The sequence below is a fragment of the Gemmatimonas sp. genome (genome assembly GCF_044344655.1).
Classification (GTDB): Bacteria; Gemmatimonadota; Gemmatimonadetes; order Gemmatimonadales; family Gemmatimonadaceae; genus Gemmatimonas.
Map to the genome: position 1 here is coordinate 48,119 of NZ_JBIJCN010000010.1, position 19,605 is coordinate 67,723.

15 protein-coding genes are annotated in these 19,605 nt (G+C 68.6%); 6 read left to right on the top strand and 9 right to left on the bottom strand.

Going from position 1 to position 19,605, the window contains the following annotated elements:
* Positions 1–34: 34 nt before the first annotated feature.
* From ACIQ51_RS04970 to ACIQ51_RS04990, 5 genes are all read right to left on the bottom strand, one after another.
* A complete protein-coding gene (locus ACIQ51_RS04970; RefSeq protein ID WP_396203906.1) occupies positions 35–943 on the bottom strand; it encodes an RNA polymerase sigma factor RpoD/SigA in 909 nt (302 codons plus the stop codon).
* 285 nt (positions 944–1,228) lie between these two features.
* Positions 1,229–2,344: a 3-dehydroquinate synthase gene (aroB, locus tag ACIQ51_RS04975; protein WP_396203907.1), complete on the bottom strand. Its 1,116-nt coding sequence runs from the start codon at positions 2,342–2,344 to the stop codon at positions 1,229–1,231.
* Positions 2,345–2,360: 16 nt separating this feature from the next.
* Positions 2,361–2,906 (bottom strand): cob(I)yrinic acid a,c-diamide adenosyltransferase, encoded by a 546-nt coding sequence (locus ACIQ51_RS04980; protein WP_396203908.1) that lies wholly within the window; start codon positions 2,904–2,906, stop codon positions 2,361–2,363.
* 144 nt (positions 2,907–3,050) lie between these two features.
* Positions 3,051–3,965 carry an ABC transporter permease gene (locus ACIQ51_RS04985; RefSeq protein ID WP_396203909.1) on the bottom strand — a complete coding sequence of 305 codons (915 nt, stop codon included), beginning with the start codon at positions 3,963–3,965 and terminating at the stop codon, positions 3,051–3,053.
* A gap of 139 nt (positions 3,966–4,104) precedes the next feature.
* Positions 4,105–5,691: an ABC transporter substrate-binding protein gene (locus ACIQ51_RS04990; protein ID WP_396203910.1), complete on the bottom strand. Its 1,587-nt coding sequence runs from the start codon at positions 5,689–5,691 to the stop codon at positions 4,105–4,107.
* Between the two features lie 105 nt (positions 5,692–5,796).
* Here ACIQ51_RS04990 and ACIQ51_RS04995 point away from each other — a divergent pair, with 105 nt between their 5' ends.
* From ACIQ51_RS04995 to ACIQ51_RS05005, 3 genes are all read left to right on the top strand, one after another.
* The gene (locus ACIQ51_RS04995) at positions 5,797–8,055 is read left to right on the top strand and encodes an outer membrane protein assembly factor (protein WP_396203911.1); all 2,259 of its coding nucleotides are present in this window, start codon (positions 5,797–5,799) and stop codon (positions 8,053–8,055) included.
* Complete coding sequence (locus ACIQ51_RS05000; protein ID WP_396203912.1) at positions 8,055–12,638, top strand: translocation/assembly module TamB domain-containing protein; 4,584 nt, start codon at positions 8,055–8,057, stop codon at positions 12,636–12,638. The genes ACIQ51_RS04995 and ACIQ51_RS05000 overlap by 1 nt, the downstream gene beginning before the upstream one ends.
* An 80-nt stretch (positions 12,639–12,718) precedes the next feature.
* Positions 12,719–13,489: an NlpC/P60 family protein gene (locus tag ACIQ51_RS05005; protein ID WP_396203913.1), complete on the top strand. Its 771-nt coding sequence runs from the start codon at positions 12,719–12,721 to the stop codon at positions 13,487–13,489.
* Positions 13,490–13,569: 80 nt separating this feature from the next.
* Here ACIQ51_RS05005 and ACIQ51_RS05010 read toward each other — a convergent pair whose 3' ends face one another.
* Positions 13,570–14,004: a DUF6941 family protein gene (locus tag ACIQ51_RS05010; protein ID WP_396203915.1), complete on the bottom strand. Its 435-nt coding sequence runs from the start codon at positions 14,002–14,004 to the stop codon at positions 13,570–13,572.
* A gap of 29 nt (positions 14,005–14,033) precedes the next feature.
* Here ACIQ51_RS05010 and ACIQ51_RS05015 point away from each other — a divergent pair, with 29 nt between their 5' ends.
* From ACIQ51_RS05015 to ACIQ51_RS05025, 3 genes are read left to right on the top strand one after another with little or no spacing between them, the layout of a single operon-like run.
* Positions 14,034–15,017 carry a DMT family transporter gene (locus ACIQ51_RS05015; protein WP_396203916.1) on the top strand — a complete coding sequence of 328 codons (984 nt, stop codon included), beginning with the start codon at positions 14,034–14,036 and terminating at the stop codon, positions 15,015–15,017.
* Complete coding sequence (locus ACIQ51_RS05020; RefSeq protein ID WP_396203917.1) at positions 15,014–15,703, top strand: HAD family hydrolase; 690 nt, start codon at positions 15,014–15,016, stop codon at positions 15,701–15,703. The genes ACIQ51_RS05015 and ACIQ51_RS05020 overlap by 4 nt, the downstream gene beginning before the upstream one ends.
* Entirely contained in the window at positions 15,700–16,434 is a 735-nt protein-coding gene (locus tag ACIQ51_RS05025; protein WP_396203918.1) for a hypothetical protein, read from the top strand. Before ACIQ51_RS05020 ends, ACIQ51_RS05025 begins: the two co-directional genes overlap by 4 nt.
* Positions 16,435–16,502: 68 nt before the next feature.
* Here ACIQ51_RS05025 and ACIQ51_RS05030 read toward each other — a convergent pair whose 3' ends face one another.
* The 3 genes from ACIQ51_RS05030 to ACIQ51_RS05040 are packed head-to-tail and all read right to left on the bottom strand — an operon-like array spanning position 16,503 to position 19,168.
* Positions 16,503–16,640, bottom strand: coding sequence for a hypothetical protein (locus tag ACIQ51_RS05030; protein WP_396203919.1), 138 nt, complete (start codon positions 16,638–16,640; stop codon positions 16,503–16,505).
* Position 16,641: 1 nt separating this feature from the next.
* A complete protein-coding gene (gene feoB / locus ACIQ51_RS05035) occupies positions 16,642–18,831 on the bottom strand; it encodes a ferrous iron transport protein B (protein ID WP_396203920.1) in 2,190 nt (729 codons plus the stop codon).
* Positions 18,832–18,883: 52 nt separating this feature from the next.
* Positions 18,884–19,168, bottom strand: coding sequence for a ferrous iron transport protein A (locus tag ACIQ51_RS05040; RefSeq protein WP_396203921.1), 285 nt, complete (start codon positions 19,166–19,168; stop codon positions 18,884–18,886).
* Positions 19,169–19,605 lie beyond the last annotated feature (437 nt).

Sequence of the window (19,605 nt, forward strand, 5' to 3'; positions counted from 1 at the left end):
CCGCGTTACCTGATCGTGGGAACCGCCGTCGGGATCAGGCGGCGCCCCAGAACCCCGCGAGGGCGCTGCCATCGGGCGACTCGCGGAGCTTCTCGAAGGCTCGCTCGCGGATCTGCCGGATGCGTTCACGCGTGACGCCCATCAGGGCCCCGATGCGCTCGAGCGTCATGGCTTCCGCCCCTTCGTCGAGCCCGTAGTAGAGATAGAGGATCTTGCGCTCGCGCGGGGTGAGGTACTTCCGGAAGACGCGGTCGATGAACTCGCGCATGAGGCGGAAGTCGGTGCCGTCCTCGATGTCGGCGTGGGTTTCGCCGGCAAACCGCTCGCCGAGGGTGCTTGCTTCGCGGTCCTGCCGGTCGACCGGCGCGTCGAGCGAGACTTCGGTGCTGCTGATCTGGCGCGCATTGCGCACCTGTTCCACCGGTTCGTCGAGCAGCTTGGCGAGCTCGGCGTCGCTGGCTTCGCGGTTGAGCACCTGCGAGAGGATCATCTCGCCGCGCGCCATGCGAATGAGCTGGGAGTTCTGGTTGAGCGGGATGCGGACGGAGCGGGTCTGTTCAGCGAGTGCCTTGAGCACGGCCTGGCGCACCCACCACACGGCGTAGGAGATGAACTTCACGCCCTGATCGGGATCGAACTTGCGGACCGCCTTGAGCAGTCCCTCGTTGCCGATGGCAACGAGTTCGGACAGATCGAGACCGTGCCCCTGATACTTCTTCACGTAGCTGATCACGAACCGGAGGTTCGCCGTCACCAGCCGCTCGGCCGCGGCTTCGTCACCCTTCTGGGCGAGGCGGGCGAGGCGGCGCTCTTCGGCCGCATCGGTGATCAGGGGGAGCTTCTGAATATCGTGGAGATACTGGTCGAAGGCCGTGGAAGGAGCGGAACGGAAGAAGCCCTTGGCGCGTGCTTCGGTAGTCCTGGTTGCAGCTGCTGCCTGCATACGCCCTCGCCGTGCATGGTGCGGAAGATCGGGTCGGGACCGGCCCGATCTGGGTGGGAGCGCCACGATAACGGTCACGGTCGGGACGGTCAATGAAAATTTTCTGGATGTGACGTATTAAATCATTAACAAATCAGTATAGCGACATTAGCGGGGAGATGGGGCACTTTCTGGCCGACTTCGATTGTCGCGATTAGGCTCGTCCCAGCGTTCGTCCCGCCGCTCGTCCCGCCGCGCGCCCCACATCCGTGTGGCGCGCGGGCCTCCTAGTGACGGGCCGTCCTGTCAGGCGACCTGTTCGAGCAACGCGGTCCGCACGAGGTCGTCGGCGACGGGCACGGCCCACTCGCCCTCGGCGCTTTCCATCTCGCCGATGCCGCGCGGGAGCGCGTATCGTGCGGCCCCACCCCGGGCCTTCTTATCCCCGTGGGTTTCGGCGATCACGGCGTCGAGGGCGATCCCGATCGGCAACTGCCACGGCAGGCCAGCGCGGTGCACCGCATCGCGCACGGCCACGGCAATACCGGGCGCCGCCACCCCCACCTGTTCGGCCAGCCGCGCCTCAGTCACCATCCCCATCGCTACGGCGTCGCCGTGCCGCATGTCGTAGCACTGCACCTTCTCGATGGCATGCGCGATGGTGTGGCCGAAGTTGAGGATCTGCCGCAGCCCGCCCTCGCGCGTGTCTTCGGCGACCACATTGGCCTTGATCTGCACACTGGCGGCAATGAGTGGCGCGAATTGCGGTGCCGCCGCTCCCAGCGACAGCAGGTCGGGGAGCGCCTGCAGCACCGCGTCGAAATAGCTCGCGTCGGCGATCACGCCATGCTTGAGCATCTCCGCCAACCCACTGCGCAGCGTGGCCGGCGGGAGCGAGGCCAGTACGCCGGGGTCGATCACGACCGCCGCCGGATTGTGAAACGCCCCGACGAGATTCTTTCCTGCGGGCGTATCGAGTGCCGTCTTGCCGCCGACCGAGGCGTCGACCATGGCGAGCAGCGTGGTGGGGACCTGAATCACCGGTAGCCCCCGCATGAACGTGGCGGCCACGAATCCGGCGAGATCCCCGATCACGCCGCCGCCGAGTGCCACGACGGTGGTGTCGCGTCCGGCGCCCCACGCGATAAGCGCATCGGTGAGCTCGGCCCACCGCGCGCGGGTCTTTTCCTGCTCGCCGGGCGGGATGGCGAAGAGCCGCGTGCGCTCCGCCGGAAACTGCGCCACCAGAGCGGCGGCGTGATGCGACGCCACGGTGTGATCGGTGATCACGGCCACGCGGTGTGACGGCGCCGCACGCTGGGCGATGCGCCCCACGTACGCCACGGCTCCCGCCTCACAATAGACTGGATAGTCGAGCGGGAGATGGAGTGGCGCGGGCACCGGGGTCGGCGCGGGCGGCATCGTCAGGTGCTGCGGACTACCAGGTGACTTCTCCGGCACCGGCCCGCTTGTTGGCCACTCGGGCCAACATGAACAGCAGGTCGGAGAGGCGATTCAAATAGATGACGACGAGGTGCGGCAGCTCCACTTCGGCCGCGAGGTGCACCACGCGGCGCTCGGCGCGGCGGCATACCGTGCGCGCCACGTGCAATGCGGCCGCCTTGGGCGTGCCCCCGGGGATGATGAAGCTGCGCAGCGGCTCGAGCTCTTGCTCGCAGGCATCGATCGCCTTCTCGAGCTCGTCGATTCGCCCCTCGTCGATGCGCGCCTTGGTGAGGTGATCGCGCATCTTCTCCAGATCGGGGGTGGCCAGCAACGCACCGATGGCGAAGAGATCACGCTGGATGGGCACGAGCACTTCGTCGATCCGTGGGATCATCTGAATGGAGCGCGCCATACCGAGCGAGGCATTCAATTCGTCCACGTCGCCATAGGCGTCGACGCGCGGGTGGTCTTTGCCGACTCGGCCGCCGCCGAACAGGGCGGTGGCGCCTTCATCGCCGGAGCGAGTATAGATCTTCATGCTCGCAATGTAGCGAGGGCCGGAACCGGCAAACAGCGAAACTTCCGACGGCACGAGGGGCGCCGGGGCAATCGGGGAACGGGCTCAGGCACAGCGCCCGACGCCGCTGGCCGGTTGGTCGGGCGTCGTGGGAGGCTGCTCCGTTCACCCCACTCTCGGATCGACTTTCCGGTACGCCACATCCGTGATCAGGTTGACGGTCACGAACACGAGCGACAGGAAGAGGACCGACCCCTGTACGGCGGGGAGGTCGCGGCGCGAGATAGCCATGACCACGTAGCGGCCGATACCGGGCCAGCTGAAGATGGTCTCGGTGAGGATGCTACCGGTGAGGTACGCCCCGAAGTCGAGGCCGATGACGGTGACCACGGGCATGAGCGCATTGCGCAGGGCGTGCCGTACGATCACCGTGCCTTCGGCAAGCCCCTTCGCGCGTGCGGTGCGCACGAAGTCGGCGCTGAGGACTTCGCGCATCGCCCCGCGGGTGACGCGTGCGAGGTAGGCGATGCTACGCGAACCGAGAGCGAGCGCGGGGAGCACCAGGTACTCGAGGCGTCCGAACCCCGATGCCGGTAGCCAGCGCAGCGTGACAGCGAAGAGGACGATGAGCAACAGGCCGATCCAGTAGACCGGAAAGGAGATGCCCAGATAGGTGGCGGCGAGCGCCAGCCGGTCGAACCAGCCGTTGGGGCGAATGGCGGCCAGGACGCCGATGGTGATGCCGGAAATGGTGGCGAGCAGCATTGCGGCGCCCGCGAGCAGCAAGGTGCGCGGAAAACGTTCCGCAATGTCATCCACGATGGGCCGGCCCGTGATGTACGAGCGCCCGAGGTCACCGGTGAGGATGTGACCGACATAGTTGGTGAACTGCACCGGCAGTGGATCGTCGAGCCGGAGCTCCGCGCGTAGCCGAGTGATCGTGGCCGTGTCGGCGCGCTCACCGACCATGGCCTGCACAGGGTCACCGGGAGCGACATAGAGCAACAGGAAGACGACGGCGAGCACGCCCGCAAGCGTGGGGATCGAGAGGATGAGGCGGCGGGCAAGCAGCGCGAGCATGCGCAAAAGCTAACGACGGAAGCGGGGGACTGCGGGCGCGCGACTGCGGGCGCGCGACCACGGGAGCCGGTCCATCGGCCGCCGCGGCCGCGAGACACCGCGGTCAGTTGTCCCGTCGGCGCCTCTCCGCTCTTCCCCGCTATCGCTGCTCCATCCCCACCAGCTTCACCTTGTCCCATCGCTGCCCGTTGAAGATCACCGGCACTTCGAATCCGCTGATCCACGGCTGCACCGCATACACTTCATTGTAGAAGAACAGCGGCACCATCCCCACCTGGGCGTAGGCCAGCGAGTCGGCGGATTTGTAGAGCGCCGTGCGCTTCGCGTCGTCGCTTTCGCGGCGTGAGGCGCTCACGAGGCGGTCGAAGTCGGGGTTGCTGAAGAAGCTCACGTTGCCGCCGGCGCCGGTGTTGGCGGAGTGCAGCAGCGGATACAGGAAGTTCTCGGCGTCGGGATAGTCGGCGTACCAATCCTTCACGACGAGGTCCGTCTGGCCCGCGCGGGCGGCGGCGCGCATGCTGGGGGCGTCGCGCTGCACGAGCTTCAGGCGGATTCCCACGGCGCCGAGGTACGCCTGAATGGATTGCGCGAGGCGGGGCCACGGCGTGGTCTGTGAGCTCCACAGCTCAAGGTCGACGCCGTTCGGATAGCCGGCGTCCGTGAGCAGCCGCCGCGCGGCTACGGTGTCGTACGCGTACGGCTTGCGCGACGCATCGGCGCCGGCGAGGGACGGGGGGATCACCCCGGCGGCCACAGTGCCGCGGCCGGCCAGGAGCTGTGAGAGCAGCGTCGGTACGTCGAGCGCCTGCGCAATCGCCTGCCGCACCCGCACGTCCTTGAGCGGACCGCGCGTGGTATTCACCCCCATGTACCAGAGGCGGAGCGCCGGAGCGCTCACGAGGCGTCCCTTCTTGTCGTCCGTGTCCTCCCAATCACGCGTCTGGTCCTCCGGCACGTATAGCAGGTCTACCGTGCCCGCCTCAAACTCCGCCACCGCGGTAGAGGGTTCGGGGATGATGCGCGCGATCAGCGTGTCGATGGCCGGTGCGCCACCGAAGTAGGTGGGATTCTTCGCAAACTTGAGGTAGTCGTCGTGTTTCCACTCCACCAGCCGCCACGGCCCGGTGCCGACCGGCTTTTCACTGAAGTCGGCGCCGACGTTGTCGGGGACGATCGATGCCACCGGCATGGCCAGCAGCTTGGGGAAGATGGCCAGCGGTTCCTCGAGCGTGATCACCACGGTGGTGTCGTCGGTGGCGGCCACGCCGAGCGTCGTGCCTTTGCCGTCGGCCATCGACCGGGCGCCCTTGATGGGGTAGAGCGGCCATACCGTGCCGGCTTTGGTGGCCGGGTCGAGTACCCGGCGAAACGACTGCACCACGTGCCGCGCCAGCAGCGGCGACCCGTCGTGGAAGCGGACGCCCGCGCGCAGGTGGAAGGTGTAGCTGAGGCCGTCGGGCGACACCTCCCATCGGGTGGCCAGCGCCGGTTCCACCGCCCCGGCGGGGGAGAAGCGGGTGAGTCCGTCGAAGAGGTAGGCGACCGCGCGCCCCGACGGCACGTCGGGGGCGCGCGCCGGATCGAGGGAGACCGGATCGGACCAGTCGCGAGAGTCCACCACCGCACGGCGGGCCGGCGATGAGTCGCCCTGACGGCAGGCCCCCGTCAGCAGCGCCGCGATCGGCAGCGCGAGAGGTAACGCGAGTGCACGTGCGAGCGGGCGCACGCACGGTGCGAAACGAACGGCGGCGGACGACACAGGGCGCGAAGCGAGGCGCATGACGTGGTTGACGGGGTGGGCGTGCTGGTTGAGCTTTGTAGGCTATAGAACGTGCGATTATTCCTCCATCTCCTCTCTGCCGCCGTTGCGTACGGTGTGCTGCTGGCCGCCGCTCCGCTCGCCGCGCAGGATCTCTCCTGTGACCGTGGTGATCGTGAGGTGCGGGCGCTCCGCTTCGCCGGCAATCGCGAATATCCTGCATCGGTCCTCGCGGCGACAGTGGCCACGACCCCGTCCACCATGCCCGGTGTGCCGCTCCTTGGCACCCGTCGCTGTCTCGATCCGGTGGAGTTCGCGCGTGACGTGCAACGCCTGGAGACGCTCTACCGTCGTCGCGGCTATCCCGATGTGCAGGTGGACACCACCGTCACGACGGTGAAGCCCATGGTGATCGACATCACGTTCACCGTCCGCGAGGGGGAGCCGATGCGCGTGTCGGCGTTCGCGCTGCGGGGCGCCGATCGCGATGCGCAGATCACCGATGCCACGCGCGACTTCCCCCTGCGGGTGGGCGGTCTCTTCGATCGCAGTGCGCTCGAGGCGGGCCGCGATACGCTTGTGCGGCGCCTCCGCAATCTAGGGTGGCCACAGGCGGAGGCGCTGCTGGCCTACACCACCAACACTCGGCAGCGCACCGCCGATGTGGAAGTGACCGTGGTGCCCGGTGCGCGGGCGCGCGTGGGGCGCATCGCACTCGAGGTGGACACGAGCAGCGGGCCGCGGCATGTATCCGATGCGACCATCCGTCGCACCATGGCGCTGCGCTCCGGCGCTTGGTATTCGGTGCGGCAGATCATCGACGCCCAGCGCAATCTCTACCAGACCGACGCCTTTCAGCGTGTGGAGCTGCGGCCCGACAGCCTCCAGCCGCCCGGCGACACGATCGTGAACCTCACGGCGCGGCTTCTGGAGAGTGACCGTTACGCGGCACGCGGTGGAGTGGGGTGGGCCACACTCGACTGCTTCCGTGCCCAGGGCACACTCACCGATCGCGACTTTCTGCCGTTCGCCCAACGTCTCGAACTCACGGCGCGCGTCAGCAAGATCGGTCTCGGTGCGCCCCTCGACGGCGCGAGTGACTTCTGCCAGGGACAGGCGCGCAGCGATCCATACAGCCGCACGCTCAACTACTACACGTCGATGACGTTGCGGCAGCCGGTACGCGCCGACCAGGCCCGGGTGCCGTCGCTCACGGTGTTCAGCTCCACGCTGTCGGAGTACAAGGCGTATCTCCGGCGCACGCCGATCGGCGGTGTGATTTCCTTGTCGGACCCCTTCGCGCTCCGCCCCTCGCCGCGCACGCCAAGCTCCCTCAGTTATCAGTTGGAGCTCGGACGCACCGAGGCGGAGCCGGCGTTCTTCTGTGCGGTATTCAACGCCTGCGATGCGGAGCTGCGCAGTTTCCTGCAGCGCAACAACCGCCTCGCTGCCCTGGAATACTCCATCTCGCGGGAGCGGCTCAACGATCCACTGCGTCCCACCGGGGGCACGATCGTGCGGGCTTCCGTGCGGCACGCCAGCACGTGGATCGGTTCCGACCGCACGCAGCAGTTCAACCGCGCGACGGGTGACGTCTCGTGGTATCGCCGGATTGCGGGGGCCACCCTCACCGCCCACCTGCGCGCCGGGATGGTGCAGGGGCAGGGGAGCGGCAACGGGGTGGGCAACTTCATTCCGCCGCAGGAGCGATTGTACGCGGGGGGGCCGACCACGGTGCGTGGCTTCCGCCAGAACGAGTTGGGCCCCGCGGTCTACATCGTGAGCGGATACACCACCGACGTGGTGAATGGCATCACGTACTATCGCGCCGACGAGCGCAGCGTGGCCGAACGCGTGGTCCCCACCGGCGGCAATACGCTGGTGGTGGGGAATCTCGAGGCGCAATGGGCGAGCCCGTTGCTCCCCCGGCTGCTGCAGCTTGCCGCCTTCGTGGACGGCGGGCGCCTCTGGAACCGCGGGGAGGCGTCGCAGCGTGGCGCTGACCTGCGTGCCGATGGGCCGCTCGTGAAGATCACGCCGGGCCTTGGGGTGCGCGTGGCGTCACCGTTCGGCGCGATCCGTATTGACTTCGGCTACAACCCGTACGCGCTCCCCGCCGGCGCGGCGTACTTCAACGCGCCGCTGCAGGGTGGCGTGGCGCCGCTCTACTGCGTGAGCCCAGGCAACACGCTGGTCGTCGCCGCATCGGACGTAAGCGGTCAGCCGCCTTTCCAGGCGAGCGGCAGCTGCCCCGGGTCCTATCGCCCGTCGCGTCGCACCGGATTGTTCGGGCGCCTCAATCCGAGCATCTGGATCGGGCAGGCGTTCTGATGGCCCCTCGGCGTCGCACCATCGTGCTGGGCACGGCAGCCGTGCTGCTGCTACTGCTGGCGGGGATCGTGGGTGGCCTCGTGGCGCTCACGCAAACGCGCGGTGGGCGCGCCCTGATCCTGCGCACCGTCCTGCCGCTGGCGCGGGCCGCGGTGCCGGGTCGGCTGTACGTGGGCGCCGTGGGCGGCAACCTCTTTCGCGACATCACCATCGATAGCGTGGATTTGCGCGCACCCGATGGCACGCCGTTCCTCACCACCGGTCCCATCAAGCTCACGTACGAGCCGCGTGACCTGCTCGACGCGCGCATCGTGATCCGGTCACTGGACGTGACGCGTCCAGTGATCACCCTCGTGGACTACGGGCAGGACGACTGGAACTGGCGGCGCGCGCTGCAGCGCAACCGCAGCAAGAAGAAGACGCCGAGCACGAGCCGGTTCGGCAAGTACATCGTGATCGACACCACGTCGCTGCACGAGGCGACATTCGTGATGCGGCTGCCGTGGCAGCTGGCGGATTCGCTGAAGGGCGCCAAGCGTGACAGCGCGCTCACGTTCAACCTCACGCGCCTCGACGGCGAAGTGCGGCAGGACGACGGACGGACCGTGCGCGTGTACCGCTTCGTGCGCGGCAACATGGCGCTCGGGCGCACCCGGCTCGCGCATCCGGACAGTGCGGGGATGGTGTTCCCGGTGCGCCGTCTCGACGTGATGTGGGTGTATCCCCCCTTCTGGTTCAAGGACCTCAAGGGGGACTTCCGTCGGCTCGGTGATTCCCTGTGGGTGGACAACGCCGACTTCGCGCTGCCCGGGAGCAAGGCGCGCGGCGAGGCAAAGATCGTGTGGGGCGGCAACCTCCCCGTGCGCTACGATGTGCGCTTGCACCTCGACACCGTGGCGCTCAGTGATCTCGCGTGGATCAGCCCCACCGTGCCGCATACGGGGGGTGGCACGGCATTCCTGCGCATGCGGAACGATCCCGCCAACCTGAGCATCATCGACTACGCGATCACCAACATGGATGCGCGATCGCTCCGGTCACGCATCCGCGGCAACATGACGTGGGGGGTGGGTGGGTTCGTTACGCGCCTGACCGACGTGAATCTCGATCTCGAGCCGGCGCACACGGATCTGCTGAAGTGGTTCAACGGCGAGCCGTTTCCGTACGACTGGAGGGGGGACGTGCGCGGCACGGTGGTCGCTCGCGGCGGTTTCGTGACGGACTGGAAGCTCGATGCCGCGCGCGTGTCATTCGCCGACGAGCATGTCCCCGGCGCGGTGTCGCGGGCACGGGCCACCGGTATGCTCAACATCTTCCAGCCGGCCGAAGCCATTCTCAAGGGCGTGGACCTCCAGATCGACTATCTGGATTTCCGTACGCCGCGCCATGTGAATCCGCTCTTCGCGGAGCTCAACGGGTTTGCGCGCGGCCGCGTGCGCCTCGACTCGCTCTGGTACGACGCCCGCTTCCGCGGTGCCGATGTGGAACTGGTGGATGGGCCCGGGCAACCGTCGCGTTTCACCGGGGCTGGGCGCTACACCCTCGTCACGGAGGGGGTGCTGTTCGACGTGGATCTCGAGGCGTTGCCCCTGTCGTACACCACGCTGTCCAACTCGTATCCCAATATGCCGTTGCGCGGGTCGGCGGTGGGACGCATCCGGGCGAAGGGGATGGCCGACAAGTTCGACCTCCAGACCACGCTGTCGGGTGAAGGCGGTGAGTTGAGCTTCACCGGCGTGGCCGACGCACTGGAGCCGGTCATGGGTGCGGCGGGGACATGGCGCGTGCGCGGCGGCAACCTGCAGGCCCTCTTCGGCACCAGTGCCTTGCCTCCCAGCACGCTGAACATGACCGGCACGGTGGACCTGCTCGGGTCGGTCGATGCGAAGGGCGTGTTCATGAACAACAGCTTCAAGGGACCGCTGCGCGCCACCATCGACCAGTTCTCTCGGGTTGCCGATGCGCGCGTCTTCGGCGGCGCCGCCGCGATCGTGTTCGACAGTGGCACGGTGCGCATCGACACGATGACCGTCGAAAGCTCCGCGGTGCGTCTCACCGCGCGCGGTGGGCTGGGGCTCGATCAGCACAAGCGCGATTCGCTGCGCTTCTCCTTCGTGGTGGACTCGCTGGGTGGCCTGCGCCCCTGGCTATCGTCAAGTGATCCCGCGACGCGTTCCTTCATTCTCCCTGCGGATACGCTCCGCGGTACCGTGGAAGTCGCGGGCGCGCTGATGGGGAGCATCGATACGCTCGATACGCGTGGTATGGACCTGTCGCTGCGCGCCGACCTGCGTGATCTGGTCGTAGCGAGTTCGCGCTCCTTGCGCGCGTCATTCGATCTCCAGGTGAGCGATGTGTTGCGGGGCGGAAACGGACGCCTCACGGCCTATGCCGATTCGGCCTACCTCGCGGGTATCGATGTGGCGTCGGCTGCTGCCACGAGCACGCTGCGCAACGGACTGGCCGAGCGCTTCGGCTTCTCCCTGCGCACGCCATCGGAGTCGCGCATTGCCTTGAGCGGCGGAGTGTCGCGTCGGGGCGACTCCACCGCCGTGTTGATCGACTCGCTCGTTGTGCGGGTGGATAGTGGGGCGGTTCGGCCGCGCGGGTTCCTGCTCGCCGGGCCCGCCACGCTGCAACTGCTTCCGGACGGACAGGCCAGCCTCGATTCGCTCGTCCTGCAACACACCGATACCGGACGGCTCGCGCTGCGGGGGCAGGTGGCGCAGGCGGGCACGGTGCGCGGCACCTTCGACGCCGATCGCGTGCCGCTGGGCGATCTGGGGCGTTTGCTGCGCCGCAGCACGTTGAGCGGAGGAACGGCCACGGCGCAGGCCCTGATCAGCGGTACGCGCGAGCGGCCGCGCATGGACGGCACGGTGAGCCTGCGCGATGCCATGGTGGGACGCATCCGGTTCGGCGAGCTCTTTGCGCGCGCGCAGTACGACTCGTTGCGTCTCGGCGTGGAGGGCGCGCTGCGGGTACAGGGCGCGACGGCGGTGCAGGCGACCGTGTCGCTGCCTCTCGATCTGGCGCTCGCGGCGCGCGGCACGCGCACGATCGACGAGCCGCTCACCGGGCGCATTGTGGCCGACCGCACCGATCTGTCGCTCCTCGAGTCACTCTTCCCCGACATCTCTCGCGCACGGGGCACGCTCGAGAGCACGGTGGAGCTCACTGGTAGCTGGGATCGTCCGCGCCTGCGCGGTCTGCTCCGCATCGACAGCGCGGCCCTGTCGCTCGAGAAGCTCGGCATCCGTCTCGAGCGTGCCACCGCCGACATCGCGTTGGCCGGTGACAGTGTCCTGATCCGCCGCTTCGGGGCGGTGAGTGGGGCGCCCACTGACACGCTGGGGGGCTCGGGGGTGATCGGCATCACCGAGATTGCCCGCCCCACGTTCGACCTGCGTCTGGCGGCCAACAACTTCCTGGCGGTCGACAAGGCGCGCACGGCGTCGCTGGCGCTCACGACCACCACGCCCATCTCGCTTACCGGCAGCAGCGAGGCCGCGCGATTGCGGGGGGCGGTTCAGGTGGACCGGGGGCGCGTGTACATCAGCCAGCTCACTCAGCGCCGCGCGCTCGACCTGAGCGACAATCTCGATCTGGTCGACACGGCGCGGCTGGGGATGAATGCCTTGCTGCCCAGTGCACCGAGCCGGCTGATGCAGAACCTGCAACTCGACAACGTACGGGTGGGGATCGGCGACGACGTGTGGCTGCGCTCCCCTGAGGCAAACCTCAAGTTGGGCGGGCAGCTGCGCGTGACGCGTTCGGTCTCCCGCGACGGCAGTGGCGCCCGCCTCGCGCTCGCGGACTCGCTCACCGTGGAACGCGGTACCTATCAGCTGAATCTCGGTCTCGCCCGCCCCACCTTCGAGGTGGAGCGCGGACTGGTGCGCTTCTTCGGCGATCCCGATCTGGCGCCCACGCTCGACATCGCGGCGCTGCATACCGTACGCGAGACGCGCGCGAACTCAAACCAGCAGAACGTGCGCATTCGCGTGAACATCGGGGGCACGGTGAACCAGCCCACGCTGGCGCTCACCAGTGCCGACAATCCGCCGCTTCCCGAGAGCGACATGCTGAGCTACCTGGTCACAGGGGAGCCGGCGTACACGGTGCTGGGGAGCACGTACGCCGAGCAAGGGGCCACGCTGGCGCTGCGGTTGGCGGGCTCCTACTTGTCGAGCCGCCTTGCTGGCGGCCGTTTCGACGTGGTGCAGGTGGAGCCCACGGCGCTCAACCCGGGTGATGCCGCGAACCTGCGCCAGAACGGGTTGGGGATCCTCGCGTCTACCCGCGTGGGGGTGGGCGGGCAGGTGGCGCGCAACACGTATCTCACCCTCAGCACCGGTCTGTGTGGTCTGGCGCCGCAGAGCGGTAGCGGCGATGCCCTGTCGCTCTTCGCCCAGGGGCTCGGTGTGAAGGTGGAGCGGCGCTTCGACGGGGGACTGTCGTTGGCCGCCGGCGTGGAGCCGGGGTCCAGCGCGCAGGCGTGCGGGCGGCTGGGCGTGAGCCGCACCTTCCAGCAGACGCCGCCGCAGATCGGCATCGACTTCTTCCGCTTCTGGACGTTCTGAGCGCGGGGCGGTGCGTGGCGGGAGACGGCAACGGATCCCGTCGTTCCCGCTCCTGCCGTCCCTCGTGGTAGCTTTCCGTCATGTCTCATCTCACCCTCTCCACGGCTGACCGCTTCACCGTGCGATCCGCCGTCGCGCCGCTGTTGAGTGAGGCGCGGATTTCCTCGTCGGTCACGTCACAGCTGGTGCACGGTGATGTGGTGCAGTTGGTGGACGGACGCGGCGACTGGCTGCGTGTGCGAGGTCGTGACGACTATGAGGGGTGGCTGCACGTGGGCTACCTCACGCCGTGCGTCGGTACGGAGACGCGGTGGCCGCTGTCGCTGGGGTGCACCGTGCGCGACGCCGCGGGCGCGGAGCGGGCCTTGCCCCTCGGCGCGCATCTGGCGCCGGGCATGGAGGTCGTGAGCGGGCAGGCGATCGCCGCCGACGAGCGGGCCACGCGCTTCCCGCGTCAGGCGGATGCGATCGTGGACAGCGCCCTCGTCCTCTTCAGCGGCACGAGCTACCTCTGGGGTGGTGTGACGCCGTGGGGCGTGGACTGCTCAGGGCTGGTGCAGCGGGTGTTCGCCCTGCATGGCGTGACGCTGCCGCGCGATGCCTGGCAGCAGGCCGACGCCACCCGTGCCGTGGCGGCTGACGCCACGGCAGCGCACGCGCCGGCAGACCTGCTGTTCTTCTCCGATCGCGACGACCGCCGCATCACCCACGTGGGGATCGCGACGGGTGACGGACGCATGGTGCACAGTGCGCTGCTGCGCGGTGGCACGGCGGTGGAGCGACTCGACGCGACCGACGCGTACGTGGCGAGGCTGCGGGCCCAGTGCACGGGCGTACACCGGGCGCTGTAAGGGGGCACTGTAAGCGGGCGCGGTGGTCTGGCGCGTTGCCTCCGGGCGCATGGCCTCCGGGCGCCGCGCCTGGGGCTCCGTCAGCTGACCATCCCGGCGGGCGGAGGCGGGACCATGGGGGCGGCCGCGTTGCCGTGGACGTGGAGTGTGCACGCGGTGGTCTCCTTGCCCGCGACCGTGACGGTCATGCGATAGTCGCCGACGACGTCGAGGGGCAGGTCGAGCTGCACGATCACGGGCATGTCGAGTTCACCCATGTTGGCTGGCCCCTGCGCGATGTCGAGTTCGGCCTGCGAACTCCAGAGCTCCGCGCCGCGCGGGTTGATCCAGCGCAGTTGCAGCGGATGCACGCCCGCGTCCTGCGGCTGGGCCTTGAGACGCAGCACGAACGTCGTGCGGGGGTGCAAGGCCGGGAGTTGCCCCACGTGCACGGCGTCGAACACGCCGAGGATGTTGAGCTTCCCTTCCTGGGAGATGTTCGCGGCGTCCGCGAAGAGCGCAAAGGAGACATGCATCACGGGAAGATAAACCACTAAGTTACGAGATGTCTTCGACGTCCTCCGCCGCCCGCTCGACTGCCCCCGGGCCCGACGCCTCGCCGTCCGCGGCCACGCACCAGGGGGTCGGCGCGACCGACGCCGGTCTGGTGCTGATGGCGACGATCTGGGGGGTGAATTACAGTGTGGTGAAGGCCGGGTTGCAGGCCATGACGCCCTTGTCGTTCACCGGGGTGCGGATGCTGCTCGCCGCGGTGGTGCTCTTCGTCATCGCGCTCCTTCTGCGAGAGGCGCGCTGGCCCAACCGGCACGACGTGGGACGCCTGCTCGCGCTCGGCCTGTTGGGCAACGGCTTCTATCAGCTGCTCTTCATCTCCGGCATGGCGCGCACCCGTGCCGGCGTGGCCGCGCTGATCGTGGCGGCCGGTCCCGCCTGGATTGCCATCGTCTCCCGCCTGCTGGGGCGCGAGCGTGTGTCGCGTCTGGGGTGGGCCGGCATCGGCCTGCAGCTCGTGGGCGTGTTGTGCGTGGTGGGCAGCACCCAGGGCTTCGACGGCGGGGACGAGGGGCTTCTGGGGGCGGTGCTGATTGCGTCCGGCAGCATGGCGTGGGCGGTCTACAGCGTACTCCTGCAGCCCTTCACGCAGCGCGCGACGGCGTTGCACCTCTCAGCGATCACGCTGCTGAGCGGCGCGCTGATGATGGGGCTCGTAGGGCTCCCGGACATGCTGCGCCTCGACTGGGGCGCGGTGAGCCTCACCGGATGGGGGGCGGTGCTCTACTCCGCACTCGGGGCAATGGTCCTCGGGTACATGCTGTTCTATCGCGGGGTGCGTGTGCTTGGCCCCACGAAGACGGCGATGTACGGCAACCTGCAGCCGATCATCGCGATCGTCGTCGCGTGGATCATGCTGCACGAGCAGCCCACGGGCTGGCAGCTGTTGGGCGCGGGGTTCATCATGGCGGGGTTGCTCGTATCGCGTACGGCCAAAGTGCGCCCTGCTCCCGAAGCCTTGGAGGAAGCGGCGTGAAGCTCGTGTTGTTCGACATCGACGGGACGCTGCTGCGCACGGATGGGGCGGGCCGACGGGCCATGGAACATGCGCTGTTCACGGTTCACGGCGCGCATGGAGATCCTGCGTATCGCTACGACGGCAAGACGGACCGGCAGATCACGCGTGAGCAGATGCGCTGGGCCGGTGTGAGCGACGACGAGATCGACCGTCGCATGCTCGACGTGTTCGCGATCTACAGCGAACGGTTGGCGCGTGAGCTGGCGAGTGGTGCGGAGCAGGCGATACTGCTGGCGGGGATTCCGCCGCTGCTCGAGCGCCTCCGCGCGCACGACGACGTGACGCTCGGATTGCTGACCGGCAACATCGAAGCGGGCGCGCGACAGAAGATCGACGCGGTGCAGCTGGCGTGGGAGCAGTTCAAGGTCAACGCGTTCGGCAGCGATCATGAGCAGCGCCCCATGCTGCCGGCCGTAGCGCAGCAGCGCGCCCGTGCGTTGCTCGGGCGCGACGTACCGGGCGAACGCATGGTGATCATCGGCGACACCCCGGCGGACATTCATTGCGGACGGTCGCTCAACGTGCGGGCGATCGGCGTGGCCACTGGGCGCTACAGCGTGGACGATCTGGCGGCCCACGGCCCGGCGGCGGTGTTCGAGACGCTCGTGGAGACTGACGCCGTCGTGGAGGCGATCGTCGCGTGAGTGCGCCGCTCGCGGTGCGCGTGGCGGGACTCGTGCGCGGGCGCCGCCTCGATGCGGTGGCGCGCGTGTCGCTCGACGACGGGGCCCTGGTGCTCGAATGGCCCCACGCTGCGGCGTGGCGGTTGGCACTCGATGGCATCGACGGTATCGGCACGGGTGCGACATCGTGCACGGTGTATCTCCCTGATGGCGACCTGCTGGAACTCACGGCCGACGAGTCAGTGCACGCGCTCGCGATGGCGGTGACCGAGCGTGCCTGTCGCATGCCTGAACTCACGCGGGGTCTGCGTCATCTGGGAGCGGTACGACACCACGGAGCCGTTGTCGCCGGTGTGGTCAGCCCGTTGCATGCGGCGCATGACCGCTGGTTTGCGCCGCTGCTTGCCGCTCGCCGTGCCGTGCACGGCGTGAGCGATCCGCAGCGTCAGGTGCAGCTCCTCGACGGGGCCGCGCTGCAGCCGGCCATGCTCGAGGCGGCCGGACGCATCTCCACCAGCCTCGCCCCAGGCGACAGCGCCGAGCAGCGTGCCCTCGAGGCCGCGATCGAGGACGAGGCTCGGCCGATGTTTGGTGCGCTCGACCATCTTCGCCTCGCCGGCGACGCGGTACGTACGGGTCACGCGGCGCGCCGCTTCGCCGACTGGCGACGCTGGGTGCACGCGGCACGCACGGTGTTCGAAAAGGCGGACGAGGGATGGGCGGGAATTGCGGAGATCGTGGGGGAGAGCTGAGAGGGCAGCGCCCGCCGTTCAGGCTCCCGCCGTCGCCCGCTCCCGCCGTTGGGCCGGTGCCGTTGCCGCTAGTGTCCGCACCCGCAATCGCTACCGCACCCGCTCTTCGGCTTCTTCGCGGCCGCCACGGCGAGCCACACTTTGCGGCCCACGTAGGCTACCGCCGTGCCGACGATCAGCAGCACCGCCAACACATCGGGGGTCATATCAGCCTCCCCATCCGAGGGCCGTGCCGCCGGCGTACACCACCCACGCGGCACCGTAGGCAAGAGCAAGCATGTAGGCGAACTGGATCGTGGCCCACTTCCATCCCAACGCACCGCCGCCAGCTTCGCGCACCGTCACAGCGATGGTGCTGATGCACATGAGCGCGAACACGTAGAACACCATCAGGCCGATGGCAATGAGCGGTGTGTACACCTTCTTGCCGGTCACCGGGTTGGTTTCGGCGACGAGCTTTTCGGTGAGCGCGGCTTCGTTTTCGCTGCCCACGCCGTAGATGGTGCCCATGGTGGACACGAATACCTCGCGTGCGGCAAAGGAGGCGGCGATCGACACGCCGATCTTCCAGTCGTACCCCAGAGGACGCACGAGGGGTTCGATCGCGCGGCCGGTCTGGCCGAGGATCGAATGTTCGAGCTGTTGCTCCTGCTGTATCTCCTCAGGGAGCGCGTTGTCGACGGGGGTCTTGGGATACGTGGCCAGTGCCCACAGCACGATGCTCAGTGCGAGGATCACCGTTCCCGCGCGTCGCAGAAACAGCTGACAGCGCTGCGCCACGCTCACGAGCAGCGACCACGGGCTTGGCCAGCGATAGGGTGGCAGCTCGAGGATCATGGGGCGCACGGGGCCCTTGAGCAGCGTGCGCTTGAAGATCGCCGCCACCGCCAGCGCGGCCACCGTTCCCAACAGGTACATGCCGAGCATCGTGGCACCCTGCATGGTGAGCCCGGGGAAGAGCGACGTGGCGGGCACGAAGGCACCGATGAGCAGCGTGTAGACCGGCAGACGCGCCGAGCAGCTCATGAGCGGCACTACCATGATGGTGGCGAGGCGGTCCTTGGGGTCTTCGATGGTGCGGGTGGCCATGACACCCGGGACGGCGCAGGCGTACCCCGACAGCATGGGGATGAAGCTTTTGCCGTGCAGCCCGACGGTGCGCATGATGCGGTCCATGAGGAACGCGGCGCGCGCCATGTAGCCCGAGTGCTCCAGGAGCGTGATGAAGGCGAAGAGAATCGCGATCTGCGGCAGAAACACCAGCACCGAGCCCACGCCGCCGAACACGCCGTCGACCACGAGTGACTTGAGGTCTCCATCGGTCATGCGGTCGCCCACGGCGCCACCCATGGTGGCGATGAGCCCCTCGATCCCGTCCATCAGCGGGGCCGCCCACGAGAAGACGGCCTGGAAGACGACCGCCATGAGCACCAGGAAGATGAGCGGGCCGAATACGCGGTGCAGCACCACGCGATCGATGCGATCGCTGAGGTTCCGCTTGATCGCGCGCGGCCGCGACGTGGTACGCTCGATGACCTGCGCAATCCACGCGTAGCGCACCTCGCTCTCGAGCCGCGATGGGCTGAACCCCTGCGCTTTGAGGGATGCCGCCGCCTCCTGCACGCGCTCGGCGAGCTGGGGAACGTCGACCAGATGTGGTTCGGTGCGATTGCCGCCGAGCAGCCGCAGCGCTTCCATTCCTGCCGCGCTGTGCGAGAAGCCACCGGCCACGAGGCAAGCGTGCACGGGCGCGAGGGCCTGCTGCACGGCCGGCGGGAGCACGAACTTGCGCGAGGGGACCGGCAATGTGGTGGCCGTGAGGAGCGCCCGTTTGAGTGGGTCGAGCCCCTCCCCGCGCTTGGCGACGGTGGGCACGATCGGTACGCCCAGCTCGTGAATGAGCTCGGGGACGTCGATGGTGATCCCCTCGGCCTGCGCCACATCGAACTGATTGAGCGCGATCACCACCGGCAGGCCGAGCTCGATGATCTGCCCGGCGAGGAAGAGATTGCGCTCGAGGTGCACGGCGTCGACGACCACGAGCACCACGTCGGGCGTCCAGTGGCCGCCATCACGGTTGAGCAGGACGTCGAGCGCGACGCGCTCATCGGGGGAGCCCGCTGAGAGCGAGTAGCTGCCCGGAAGGTCGAGCACGGTGATGCGACGGCCATCAGGGCCGCGGAAGCCGCCTTCGACGCGCTCGACGGTGACGCCGGCGAAGTTGCCTACGCGCTGGCGGAGCCCGGTGAGGGCATTGAAAAGCGTGGTCTTGCCGGTATTGGGGTTCCCGATGATGGCGACGCGCAGGGCATCCTGCGTGGCCCCAGCCGATCCGGCGCCCGGTTCGGCCGCTGCGGTTGGCGTGCGGTCGGGGGGTGTTGGCGGGGGGGTCGTCACGGCGTTCCGGGAGATGTCGCCGGGGAGGCGACATCGAGGGCAGCAGGCGCCGTCAGGCGCGGGCGGCCACGGGCTGCACGGTGATCCCGGCCGTCAGCGCGGAGCCCAAGGCGAGGCGTGTGCCACGCACTTCGAGAAGCATGGAGTCGCGGGCGTCGATGATGTTGACCGCGGTGCCTTCACAGAGGCCGAGTGCGCGGAGGCGGCAGGCCTCGTCGCCCGAGCATTCGATGTCGACGACGGTGGCGCGGGTTCCGGCGCGACAGGCGTTCAACGCGCACGTGGTGCGCGACGCAGTGTCAGCGGATTGGAGCGTAGGAAGGGAAACCGAGCGCACGGATCTAGTTGAGAATGGTTCTCAAAGCCTCTGTCGGAGTATACATGCGGAGGGGAGGTCTGCGCAATGGGGAACGCGCTGGTCGGCATTCCGCTGGTCGGGGTCGGGGTCTGAGTCTTGGTACGGCCACGACGGTCGGAGCACTGCCACGACGGTCAGAGCACTGCCACGACGGTCTGGGTCGTCCCACGGTCGGAGTTGCTGCTCGGGTCGGGGGCTCACTGCAGCCTGAGGGTGGGTCGTGGGGGCGGCGCTGCGCTGGCCTGTCGGGGTCGGGGGGGCGGCGCGAAAGGTCGTGGTTGCAGTGGGCGTCATGGCCCCGGCCCAGACGTTTAGCGCCACCCCCCACCCCCCCCCCCCCCCCCCCCCCCCCCCCCCCCCCCCCCCCCCCCCCCCCGCCCCCCCCACCCCCGCCCCCCCCCCGGGGGAGGGCCACA